Annotated in this window: 11 protein-coding genes; 1 reads left to right on the top strand and 10 read right to left on the bottom strand. The window is 71.5% G+C overall.

What is annotated here, in order from left to right:
* Nucleotides 1–160: 160 nt before the first annotated feature.
* Genes ACZ63J_RS17815 through ACZ63J_RS17790 form a run of 6 tightly spaced genes read right to left on the bottom strand, consistent with a single transcriptional unit; the run spans nucleotide 161 to nucleotide 4335 of the window.
* On the bottom strand, nucleotides 161–1099 hold the full coding sequence (locus ACZ63J_RS17815; RefSeq protein ID WP_400893338.1) for an ROK family protein: 939 nt from the start codon (nucleotides 1097–1099) through the stop codon (nucleotides 161–163).
* Between the two features lie 15 nt (nucleotides 1100–1114).
* Complete coding sequence (locus ACZ63J_RS17810) at nucleotides 1115–1528, bottom strand: hypothetical protein (protein ID WP_465338023.1); 414 nt, start codon at nucleotides 1526–1528, stop codon at nucleotides 1115–1117.
* On the bottom strand, nucleotides 1525–2652 hold the full coding sequence (locus tag ACZ63J_RS17805; RefSeq protein WP_465403224.1) for an ArsA family ATPase: 1128 nt from the start codon (nucleotides 2650–2652) through the stop codon (nucleotides 1525–1527). Before ACZ63J_RS17805 ends, ACZ63J_RS17810 begins: the two co-directional genes overlap by 4 nt.
* Before the next feature lie 4 nt (nucleotides 2653–2656).
* Nucleotides 2657–3091 carry an SRPBCC family protein gene (locus tag ACZ63J_RS17800; RefSeq protein WP_465403222.1) on the bottom strand — a complete coding sequence of 145 codons (435 nt, stop codon included), beginning with the start codon at nucleotides 3089–3091 and terminating at the stop codon, nucleotides 2657–2659.
* 27 nt (nucleotides 3092–3118) lie between these two features.
* Nucleotides 3119–3913: a metallophosphoesterase family protein gene (locus ACZ63J_RS17795; protein ID WP_465307698.1), complete on the bottom strand. Its 795-nt coding sequence runs from the start codon at nucleotides 3911–3913 to the stop codon at nucleotides 3119–3121.
* A gap of 11 nt (nucleotides 3914–3924) precedes the next feature.
* Nucleotides 3925–4335, bottom strand: coding sequence for a polyketide cyclase / dehydrase and lipid transport (locus tag ACZ63J_RS17790; protein WP_465403220.1), 411 nt, complete (start codon nucleotides 4333–4335; stop codon nucleotides 3925–3927).
* Nucleotides 4336–4462: 127 nt separating this feature from the next.
* On the opposite strand from ACZ63J_RS17790, the gene ACZ63J_RS17785 reads away from it, so the two are divergent.
* Entirely contained in the window at nucleotides 4463–6259 is a 1797-nt protein-coding gene (locus ACZ63J_RS17785) for an AMP-dependent synthetase/ligase (RefSeq protein ID WP_465403218.1), read from the top strand.
* Nucleotides 6260–6262: 3 nt separating this feature from the next.
* Here ACZ63J_RS17785 and ACZ63J_RS17780 read toward each other — a convergent pair whose 3' ends face one another.
* The 4 genes from ACZ63J_RS17780 to ACZ63J_RS17765 are packed head-to-tail and all read right to left on the bottom strand — an operon-like array spanning nucleotide 6263 to nucleotide 10804.
* Nucleotides 6263–7693: a GH1 family beta-glucosidase gene (locus ACZ63J_RS17780; RefSeq protein WP_465403216.1), complete on the bottom strand. Its 1431-nt coding sequence runs from the start codon at nucleotides 7691–7693 to the stop codon at nucleotides 6263–6265.
* A 10-nt stretch (nucleotides 7694–7703) separates the two neighbouring features.
* Entirely contained in the window at nucleotides 7704–8588 is an 885-nt protein-coding gene (locus ACZ63J_RS17775) for a carbohydrate ABC transporter permease (protein ID WP_465307706.1), read from the bottom strand.
* A 9-nt stretch (nucleotides 8589–8597) separates the two neighbouring features.
* Complete coding sequence (locus ACZ63J_RS17770; protein WP_465403214.1) at nucleotides 8598–9518, bottom strand: carbohydrate ABC transporter permease; 921 nt, start codon at nucleotides 9516–9518, stop codon at nucleotides 8598–8600.
* Complete coding sequence (locus ACZ63J_RS17765) at nucleotides 9518–10804, bottom strand: ABC transporter substrate-binding protein (protein ID WP_465403212.1); 1287 nt, start codon at nucleotides 10802–10804, stop codon at nucleotides 9518–9520. The genes ACZ63J_RS17770 and ACZ63J_RS17765 overlap by 1 nt, the downstream gene beginning before the upstream one ends.
* Nucleotides 10805–10877: the final 73 nt, after the last annotated feature.

Here is a 10877-nt window from a genome sequence, read left to right as displayed (position 1 = left end):
CCCCCAACCCCAAACCCCCCCCCCCCCCCCCCCGCCCCCCCCCCCCCCCCCCTCCCCCCCCCCCCCCCCCGGCCGTAGTCACAATCAGGCTTCGGGGTGGCGGGAAACCCGGAAGGGGTCAGCCACGGCCTGAAACGGGGCAGCCGCCATCCGCAAGCGGTCAAACCGGAGTCTTCGCCGCTTCCAGCGCCAACGCAGCCGCACCGACAATCGCCGTGTCATCACCCAAGTGAGCAGTCCTGATCCGAGCCAACGGCCGATGCCGAGCCCCGGTGATAGCCCCCGCGTAATGCTCCCGAGCCTCATCCAAAAACAACGGCGCCGACTCCGAAACACCCCCACCGATCACGATGATCTCCGGGTCGAAAACATCCGCCACCAGAGCCAGGCCCTCACCGAGCCACTTGGCCAGCTCGGCCATCGCCAGCTGGGCAATCGGATCACCGTCGCGAGCCGCTCCCGCCACGCGCCGTCCCGTGACCGAGCCCGGGTCACCCGCAACCTGCGGGGCCAGCACCGTCGACCGCCCCGGGTGCCGCGCGAGCAGCTCCACCGCCGTCGCCGCCAGCGCCGTCCCGCTGCAATAACGCTCCCAGCAGCCGTACTTGCCACACGGGCACGGCCGCCCGCCGCGGACCACCGTCAAATGTCCCAGCTCCGGCGCCACGCCGTACGCACCGCGGAACAGCTTGCCGTCCAGCAGCAGACCCGCTCCGATCCCGGTCCCCAGTGCCACCAGCGCCGCCACATGGGCGCCGCGGGCCGCGCCGAAGCGGTGCTCGCCCACCATCGCCGCGTTGACGTCGTGCTCCAGCAGCACCGGCAGGCCGACCCGCTTCTCGATCCGGTCCGCGACCGGCGCGCCGCGCCAGGCCAGGTGCGGCGCGAACATCACCGACCGGCGGTCGCGCGCCACGAACCCGGCCACGGCCAGGCCGACGCCCGCCACCTCGTGCCGGTTGCGCAGGTCCTCGACCACACCCGCGATGGCGTCCTCGAGGGCGCCTTCCTCGCTCGGCGTCGCGACCCGCGCCGTGTCGAGCAGGGAGCCGCGCTCGTCCACCACGCCGGCCCGGACACTCGTCCCGCCGACGTCCACCCCTATCGTCCGCACTCAGCTCTCCCGATCCGGCCGCCACTCGTCCCGTCTGCGGACGGTGATGTGCTGCACCCGCGGCGACGCCGCCGAAGCGTCCGCCGGCGGCCGCGGCGCGGGCCGGAACCCGGGCATGTGCACACCCTCGTCCGGCTCCCAGCGGTCCGCGAGCACCGCGCGCAGCAGGGCGACCAGCTGCGCGAGCTGCTCGACCAGCCGGGCGGCCAGCTCGGGGCGCTCACCTCGCACAACGGCGACGATCGCACACAGCGGGCACCAGCCGCACGCCGAGCCGTCCGCGTTCGCCTGGTCAGGGTCACCGTGCCCGGCGGCGAGGACGCCCTCCAGCCACGGCGCCGCCTTCTCCACGACCAGCTCGGCGAGCAGGCGGATCTCCTCCGCGAGCCGCGGCCCGTGTTCGTCTTCGCTCACCCGCGTCCCCGGTTCCCGGCCAGGCTCACCAGCAGGCCGTCGGCGTCGGATTCCGCGCCGGTGATCCGGCACGGCCGCAGCGCCTCCGGCAGGGCGATGAGCCTGCGGAAGCCGTCCACGGTGATCGCCAGGTCGTCGTCGACGCGGGCGAGGTCGACCTCGGCGTCCCGGCCCAGCGGGATCGCGACGCGCAGGGTGTACCCGCCGGCCGCCGGCCGCACGCGCAGCAGCGGGGTGACGGGGGTCCCGTCGCCGTCGAGGGGGTCGCCGTCGCGGTACAGCTCGGCGGCGATCTCCAGCAGCGCGGGCAGCCCGACCGGCTCGACGGCGCGGTGCTCGACCCGGGCGACCCGGGTGAAACCGGCCGCGGTGAGCTCGGCCAGCACGGCGTCCTGCTGGGTCCGGCGCGTGCGCAGCCACGACGCGGCCCCGCCGCGCCAGAACCCGGGCGCGGGCATCAGCCGGTTGGCGACCAGGCCGTCGACGGCGATGCCGCGCAGGGCGAGCGAGCTGAGGGTGCGCCGCGCCTCGGCGACCACCACGCGCTCGGGGGTCAGCACCAGCCGGACGGTGGTCACCGACGGCTCGGTCAGCAGCGCGCGCAGGCCGTCGAGGTGGGTGCCGAGGCGGCGCACGGACTCGCTGACGCGGCGGTTGAACAGCCGGGTCAGGTAGCCGGAGACGGCTTCGGGCAGGGCGAGCAGCCGCAGGGTCTCGGCCGTCGGCCCGCAGTCGACGACGATGGTCTCCCACGGCCCGTCCTCGGCGAGCCGCCGGACCTCGGTGAGCGCGAGCAGCTCGTCGACGCCGGGGAGGACCGTCAGTTCTTCGGCATCGAGGGTGTCGAGTCCCGCGCCGGACAGCACGGTCTGCAGCTCGGCGCGCAGCCGGTGCCAGATGGTGTCGACGAGCGTCCGGGAGTCCAGCTGGACGGCCGAGAGGAGAGCGTCCACTTCGGACGGTTCGGCGCCGAGGGTGTGGCCGAAGGCGTCGCCGAGCGAGTGCGCCGGGTCGGTGGACACGACGAGGGTCTTCCTGCCGCGGGCGGCCAGGGCGGCGCCGGTCGCCGCGGCCAGCGTGGTCTTCCCGACACCCCCCTTGCCGGTGAACAGCAGGATCCGCACCCGGTTACCCCTCGGCCCGCTTCTTGAGCTCCTTGAGCGCGGTGTCCATGACCATCTTCTCGGCCTTGCGGCGCAGCAGGCCGATCATCGGCAGCGCCAGCTCGACCGACAGCGTGTAGGTGACGCGGGTGCGGCCGCCGAGGTCCTCCAGGGCGTACCGGCCGTTCTGCGCCTTCTGCATCTGGCCCTTGACCAGGTGCCAGCTGACGCCGAGGCCGTCGCCGTCCCAGTCGTACTCGAGGGTGTAGACGTCCTTGATCGGGCCCGCGTCGAGGGTCAGCTTGACCTGCTTGGCCCGCCCGTCACCATCGGTGTCGAGGACCTCGGCCTGCTGGACCGCCTTGGCCCATTCCGGGTAGGCGGGGAAGTCGGCGATCACGGCCATCACCCGCGTGGGCTCGGCGTCGACCTCGATGGACTGTGTGGACTGCTCGGCCATGGGACGAAGCGTAGCCGCCGCGGTCGGTCACCAGCGCAGCACGTAGGGCTGCCCGGTCTCCTTGAAGTGACCCACGTTACGGCACTCGGTCAGCCCGACCCGGGCGCGCGCGGACAGCGGCTGGTGCACGTGCCCGAACACCGACCAGCGCGGGCGCTGCTCCCGGATCAGCTCCAGCAGCGCCGTGGAGCCGATCTCGTTGCGCCGCGCGACGACGTCGTAGGTCAGCTCCGGCAGGGCGGGCGGGCCGTGCGTGCAGAGCACGTCGACGTCGGTGAGCGCGGCCACCCCGCGGTCGTAGTCCTCACGATCCCGCAGGTAGGGACGCCAGGCGGCGCCTTTGCGGCGGCGCGGGACGACCCCGTCCGGCAGCAGCGCGCCGCCGACGAACCCGAAGCGGAGGCCGCCGATCTCGGTCACCTCGCCGTCCAGGACGCGGATGCCCTCGCCGGTGAACTCGGGCCACATCGCCGGGGTGTCGACGTTGCCGGGCGTGGCGTAGGTGGGCGCGGTCATCGCCGCGAAGAGCGTCGCGTACTGGGCGCGGATGGCCTCGTCGACCGCGGCGGCCGGGTCGTCGAGGCTCGCCCAGAGCGTCCGCGAGTAGGCAACGGTTTCGTCACGGGTGCCCTCACGGCGCAGCCGGGCGAACTCGCCGACCTTTTCGGCGCCGAACAGCGCGCCCATGATGCCCTTGTCGTGCTCCCGGTAGTCGACGAAGTCGAGCAGGTCGCCGAGCACGACCAGCGCGTCGGCCCCGTCCCCCGCCCGCTTCAGCGCGTCGGCGTTGCCGTGCACGTCCGAGACGACGTGTACCCGCACCCAGCTTCCCCTTAGCTTTCGCCCCGAGGAGGAACGCCGGGCTCACGCCCGTCCTCCAGGATCTCCTTCAGCCCGAGTGCGATCGCCTTCGCCGCGCGGGCCCGCCGGTCGAACTCCCGGCGCAGGTCGCGCGGCGCCAGCGCCCGGGGCGTCCCGGCCGCGTCGGCGGGGGTCGCCCGCAGGAAGTAGTGCAGCAGGGTGCCGTCGAGCACCGGCTCGAGCCACACCTCCATCGTACCGACGAGCGCGCCCCGGACGGTCCAGCGCAGGCCCTTGTCCCCCCGGTCGGTGTAGACCTCGAGGACCAGGTCGGGCCAGTAGCGCCGCCAGGACGCCGGTGCGGCGAAGACCGCGGCCACGGTGGCCGGCGGAACGGCGAGGAACGTCTCGTCGACGATGTCGAGTGAGGGTGGCGCGTTCACGTGCGAAGAATGTCACGCCCTCGCCGTGCGACGGCGATCAGCATGGTCTTAAGGTGCTCACCACGCTAAGTTGACTGGCGGGTAACAGCGGTGTCGCCTGCCGCACGCGTTGAACACGGAGGTCCACGTGCGCGAATACAGCGCTCCCGCCGGGAAGCCGGTGGCCGACGACGAAAACATGTCCGACGTCGTCTGGGCGAACGCCGAGCGGTTCTCCGACGTGGTGAGCTTCCGCCGCCAGGTCGAGGGCAGCTGGCTGGACGTGACCGCCAAGGAGTTCGCCGGCGAGGTGCTGGCCGTCGCCAAGGGCATGGCCCAGGCCGGGATCGGCCGCGGCGACCGCGTCGCGATCATGTCGAAGACCCGCTACGAGTGGACGCTGATCGACTTCGCGATCTGGGCGGCCGGCGCGGTGACCGTCCCGATCTACGACACCTCGTCCCCCGAACAGGTGCACTGGATCCTCTCCGACTCGGCCGCGAAGGCCGTGTTCGTCGAGACGAACGGCCACGCGGCCGCGGTCGACGAGGTCCGGAGCCGGCTCATCGACCTGGACCACACCTGGCAGATCGAGGGGGACTCCCCCGCCGTCGAGGAGCTGGCCGCGCTGGGCGCCGGGCTGTCCGACGACGAGCTGCACGAGCGCCGCCGCGAGGTCGTCGCCGACGAGCTGGCCACGATCGTCTACACCTCGGGCACCACCGGCCGCCCCAAGGGCGTCGAGCTGACCCACCGCAACCTGCTGGCCGAGATCCGCGCCGACATCGAGGCGTTCCCGCAGCTGATGGAGCAGGGCAACTCGCTGCTGTGCTTCCTGCCGCTGGCGCACGTGCTGGCCCGCGCGATCGCCGTCACCGCGCTCACCGCCCGGGTCACCCTCGGGCACACGCCGGACGTCAAGAACCTGGTCGCCGACCTGGGCACCTTCCGGCCGACGTTCGTCGTCGCGGTGCCGCGGGTGTTCGAGAAGGTCTACAACTCAGCGAAGCAGAAAGCCCACGGCGACGGCAAGGGCAAGATCTTCGACGCCGCCGAAGCCGTCGCGGTCGCCTACAGCGAGGCGCAGGACAAGGGCGGCGCCGGTGTCGCGCTGAAGCTGAAGCACCTGGCGTTCGACAAGCTCGTCTACGGCAAGCTGCGCGCGGCCCTCGGCGGCCGTTGTGTGGCGGCGGTGTCCGGCGGCGCTCCCCTGGGTGCGCGGCTGGCGCACTTCTTCCGCGGCATCGGCGTCCCGGTGTTCGAGGGCTACGGCCTGACCGAGACGTCCGCGGCGGCGAACGTCAACACCCAGACGGCGTTCCGCGTCGGCACGGTCGGCAAGCCGGTCAACGGCACGTCGGTCCGCATCGCCGACGACGGCGAGGTCATGCTCAAGGGCGACGTCGTCTTCCGGGCGTACTACAACAACCCGCAGGCGACGGCCGAGTCGCTCACCGACGGCTGGTTCCACACCGGCGACCTCGGCGAGCTGGACGTCGACGGCTTCCTCAAGATCACCGGCCGCAAGAAGGAGATCATCGTGACGGCGGGCGGCAAGAACGTCGCCCCGTCCGGCCTCGAGGACACGATCAAGGCGGCCCCGCTGGTGAGCCAGGCGATGGTGGTCGGCGACCAGCGCCCGTTCATCGCCGCGCTGGTGACGGTGGACGAGGAGTACTTCCCGTCCTGGAAGTCCCAGCACAACAAGCCGGCGGCGGCCACGGTCGCCGACCTGGCCACCGACGCCGACCTGCTCGCGGAGATCCAGGCCGCGGTCGACGAGGCGAACAAGCAGGTGTCCAAGGCCGAGGCGATCAAGAAGTTCACGGTGCTGGCCAACGACTTCACCGAAGCCGGGGGCGAGATCACCCCGAGCCTCAAGCTGAAGCGAAACGTGGTCTCGAAGAACTACGCGAACGACATCGAAGGCCTGTACAAGAAGTAGGCGTCACTCGAGCCGCTGGGCCGCGACGAAGTCGCGGTACCAGCGGAAACTCGCCCGCGGTGTGCGGGCCTGCGTCGCGTAGTCCACGTGCACCAGGCCGAACCGGTGCTTGTACCCGTGGGCCCACTCGAAGTTGTCGAGCAGGGACCAGCAGAAGTACCCCCGCAGGTCGACCCCCGCCGCCGCGGCCGTGCGCGCCGCCTCGATGTGCTCGCTCAGGAACGAGATGCGCTCGTAGTCGGCGAGATCGCTCCGGTCGGCGTACACGCAGCCGTTCTCGGTGACGTACATCGGAGGCAGGCCCGGGTAGCGGTTGTGCAGCCCGACCAGGGCTTCGGTGAGCCCCTCGGGCTCGACCGGCCAGCCCATGCCCGTGCGCGGGACGTCCGGCACACGCGTCGTGTCGACGCCGATGTCGGCCACCGTGCGGCGGGCCGGGACCGGCTCGCGGTGCGGCGCGTCCGCGACGTGCAGCCGGTAGTAGTAGTTGACGCCCAGGTAGTCCAGGGGCTGCCCGATCGTCGCCAGGTCGCCGTCGTGGCGGAACGAGAAGTCCGTGACGCCGTCGAACATCGCCGCCAGGCCCGGCGCGTAGCGGCCGCCGAACAGCGGGTCGGTGAACTGGCGGCGCAGCAGCGTGTCCTGACGAGCCGCCGCAGCGGCGTCGGCGGCCGAGTCCGTCACCGGCACCGCGGGCGACTGGTTGAGCACGATCCCGAACTGGTGCTGCGGTGGTGCCTGCGCCCGCATCGCCTGGACCGCCAGGCCGTGGCCGAGCAGCAGGTGGTGGGCGGCGGCGAGCGCGCCGTGCCCTTCCCGCGCGCCCGGCGCGTGCCGTCCTTCGCCGTACCCCGCGACCGCGCACGGGTACGGCTCGTTCAGCGTCGTCCAGTGGTCGACGACGTCGCCGAGCTCGGCGTGCACCAGCGCGGCATAGTCGGCGAACCGGGCCGCCGTGTCGCGCGACCGCCAGCCGCCGTTGTCCTCCAGCGCCTGCGGGAGGTCCCAGTGGTAGAGCGTGAGGAACGGCTCGATCCCGTGCTCCCGCAGGGCTTCGACGAGCTTCCGGTAGAAGCCGATCCCCTTCGGTGCGGCGCCGCCGCGGCCGGACGGCTGGATCCGCGGCCAGGACACCGAGAACCGGTAGGAGTCGACGCCGAGCGCGGCGAGCAGGGCGACGTCACGCGGCCAGCGGTGGTAGTGGTCCGCCGCCGGCTCGCCGGTGTCACCCCCGGCCACCGCGCCGGGGACCGCCGCGAAGGTGTCCCAAATGGACGGTCCACGGCCGTCCGCGGTGGTCGCGCCCTCGATCTGGAACGCCGAGGTCGCGACACCCCAGCGGAAGCCGGGCGGGAAGACCGCTTTTCGGGGGTCCGGGTGGCGAAGCCCCTGGCCCGGGGCGAAGCCCCGGTTGTCACAGCTGGTCACGGTCATCTCCGGGAGGTCAGCCCTTGAGCGCGCCCTGCATGATGCCGCCGACGATCTGGCGGCCGAACAGCAGGAACACGAGCAGGACGGGGACGGTGCCGATGGTGGCGGCGGTGAGCACGAGCGTGTAGTCGGTGGTGTAGCCACTGGCCAGGGTGGACAGTGCGGTCTGGACGGTCGGGTTCTCCGGCACCAGCACGACCAGCGGCCAGAAGAAGTCGTTCCACGCCTGCATGAACGTGAACAGCCCGAGCACCGCCGCGGCCGGGCGGGCGGCCGGCAGCGCGACGTGCCAGAACAGCCGCAGCGAGTTGCAGCCGTCCATCCGCCCGGCCTCCAGGAGCTCCAGCGGCAGCGCCCGCTCGAAGTACTGGCGCATGAAGAACACGCCGAACGCGGTCACCAGGCCGGGCACGATGACCGCCTGCAGCTGCCCGGCCCACCCGAAGTCGGCCATCATCATGTAGAGCGGCACGACACCCAGCTCGGTCGGGATCGCCTGGGTGGCGATGACGACGAGCAGCAGCACGGTCCGGCCGCGGAAGCGCAGCTTGGCGAAGGCGAACCCGGCGAGCGTCGAGAACAGCACCACGGACACGGTGATCGTGCCCGCGACGATCATCGAGTTCCCCAGCGCCAGCGCGAACTCCGACTCGTCGAAGACCCGGGCGATGTTCTCGAACAGGTGCCCGCCGGGCACGAGCACCGGCGGCACGCTGCCGACGGCTTCCGTCGTCTGCGAAGCCACGACGAACGACCAGTACACGGGGAACGCCGAGCCGGCCAGGATCGCGATCAGCGCGGCGTAGGTCCACGGGCTCGCGACCCGGCGCACGAGGCGCCGGGCCCGCCCTGGGGCCGCAGGCGGCGCGGGCGCGGCCGGGGTCAGCACGGTGGTCATGTCCGCTCCTCAGTCGGTTTGGATGCGCCGGGTCACCAGGTACGACAGGCCCGCGACGAGCATCGTGACCACGGCCAGCACCAGCGCGATCGCCGAGCTGTACCCGAAGTCGTACTTGGTGAAGCCCTGCTCGTAGAGGTAGAGCGCGGCGGTCTGGAACTGCCGGTCCGACCCGCCGGTGGCCGCGGCCGTGCCGGGGTTGAACAGCAGCGGCTCGGCGAGCAGCCGCATGTTCCCGGTTGTCGCGATCACCGTCGAGAAGATGATCTGCGGCCGCAGCAACGGGACGGTGATCCGCCAGAACTGCTGCCACCCGCGGGCGCCGTCGAGCGTCGCGGCCTCGTACATGCTCGACGGGATCGCCTGCATCGACGCCAGGAAGATCAGCGCGTGGTAGCCGGTCCAGCGCCACACCACCATCGCCGCGATGGCGGTGTGGGAGCTGGCCGTGCCGGCCTGCCAGTCGACGTGCCCGCCGCCGAACCAGCTCAAGCCCCAGTTCACCAGGCCGAAGTCCCGGCCGAACAGCTGCGCGAAGATGATCGTCACCGCCGCCACCGAGGTGATGTTCGGCAGGATCATCCCCATCCGGAACAGCGTCCGCCCGCGCAGCCGGCGGTTGAGCAGGTGCGCGATGCCGAGCGCGAACAGGATCTGCGGGATCGTGGTCAGCAACCACAGGCTGACCGTGTTCCCCATCGCGTTCCAGAAGTACGCGTCGTGGAACAGCAGCTGGTCGTAGTTGCCGAACCCGATGAACGTCGCACCCTCGGCGTCGAGCAGGTTGCGCTTCTGCAGCGACACGAAAGCCGTGTAGAGCAGCGGGAACAGCCCGAAGACGCCGAAGATCAGGAAGTACGGGCTGATGAAGCCGAACGGCGACAGCTTGACGTCCCACTTGTGCCGCCGGTCGGCGAACGTCAGCGCCATTACTTGATCTTCGCCACGTCACCGACCAGCTGCTGCCAGGCCGCCGCGCCGTCCTGCTTGCCCTGCTCGACGCGCTGCATCGCGTTGCCGAACTCGGTCTGGACGTCGCCCGCCTTGGGGCCCTGGTACTGCGGGTTCAGCTTCTTGGCGGCGTCGGTGAAGAGCTTGCCGACGGGAGCGTTGTTGAAGAACGGGTTGGTGTAGCCGGTGATCTTCGGGTCGTCGTAGAGCGACGGCGTCGAGGGCAGCAGGCCCTGGCTGGTGAAGACCTTCGCCTGCTGCTCGGGCGCGGTCAGCCACGCGGCGAGGTCGGCGGCTTCCTTGGTGTGCTTGCCCTGCTTGGGGACGGTCAGGTACGAGCCGCCCCAGTTGCCACCGCCGCCGGGCACGCTCGCGACGTCCCACTTGCCCGAGGTGTCCGGCGCCTGGTCCTTGATCTTGGTCATCATCCAGGCGGGGCAGGTGACGGTGGCGAACTGGCTCTGCGTGAAGCCGGTGTTCCAGGTCGGCGTGCTGTAGAGCAGGCCGGCGCTCAGGTTCGCCTTGACGGCGTCGACGACCTGGTCCCAGCCGGTGCGCAGCGCCGGGTTGCTGGCGACGACGAGCTGGTCGCTCTGGTCGTAGTAGCCGACCGGCGCCTGGCCGAAGATCGCGTTGAGCACGGTCGGGCCGCCGTCCATCCACTTGACGCCGTTCGGCGCCTTGGCCTGGAAGCGCTTACCGGCGTCGAAGAACGCCTGCCAGGTGGGCCAGAGCGCGGAGACGGCGTCGCGGTCGGCGGGCAGCCCGGCGTTCTGGAGCAGGTCACGGCGGTAGCAGATGGCGAGGCCGCCGACGTCGGTGCCGTAGCCGATCTGCTGGCCGCCCTTGCCCAGCGACGCCGCCCACTTCCAGCCCAGCCAGCGGTCCTTGAGCTTGTCGCCGCCGACGGTGTTGAGGTCGACGAACTTGTCCGGTGTCGCCTTGAACTGGGCGACGTACCCGGTGTCGATGGCTTCGATGTCCGCGGCGCCGCCGCCGGTGGCCAGGTGGGCGGCGAGGTTCTTGTGGTGGTCGGAGTAGGACGCGGTCCGCTCGGTGATCTCGATGTCCGGGTGGGCCGCCTGGTACTCCTTGATCAGGTCGGTGTAACCGAAGTTGCCGAAGAGGCCGAGGCTGAGCTTGACCTTCCCGCCGCCGCCGGCGTCGCTGCTGCCGCAGGCGCTCAGCGCGGTGACCGCGGCCAGGCCGGCGCACACCAGGCCGGCGATCAGGCGGATCCGGCGGGTTGTCGTTTTCGGGCGCATGAGATCTCCGTTGTTCTGCGGGCCGATCGGAAAACGCGGGACCCATGAGAGCGCTCCCAGGCCTGGTTCGTCA

The sequence above is a fragment of the Amycolatopsis sp. NPDC104863 genome (genome assembly GCF_055582965.1).
This window is presented reverse-complemented; position numbering and strand designations above follow the sequence as displayed.

What these genes read in the sequence shown, in the direction of transcription:
- ACZ63J_RS17780 (WP_465403216.1), bottom strand. Translation starts at nt 7,693, where the DNA reads ATGACCGTGACCAGCTGTGACAACCGGGGCTTCGCCCCGGGCCAGGGG.
- ACZ63J_RS17800 (WP_465403222.1), bottom strand. Translation starts at nt 3,091, where the DNA reads ATGGCCGAGCAGTCCACACAGTCCATCGAGGTCGACGCCGAGCCCACG.
- ACZ63J_RS17765 (WP_465403212.1), bottom strand. Translation starts at nt 10,804, where the DNA reads ATGCGCCCGAAAACGACAACCCGCCGGATCCGCCTGATCGCCGGCCTG.
- ACZ63J_RS17775 (WP_465307706.1), bottom strand. Translation starts at nt 8,588, where the DNA reads ATGACCACCGTGCTGACCCCGGCCGCGCCCGCGCCGCCTGCGGCCCCA.
- ACZ63J_RS17770 (WP_465403214.1), bottom strand. Translation starts at nt 9,518, where the DNA reads ATGGCGCTGACGTTCGCCGACCGGCGGCACAAGTGGGACGTCAAGCTG.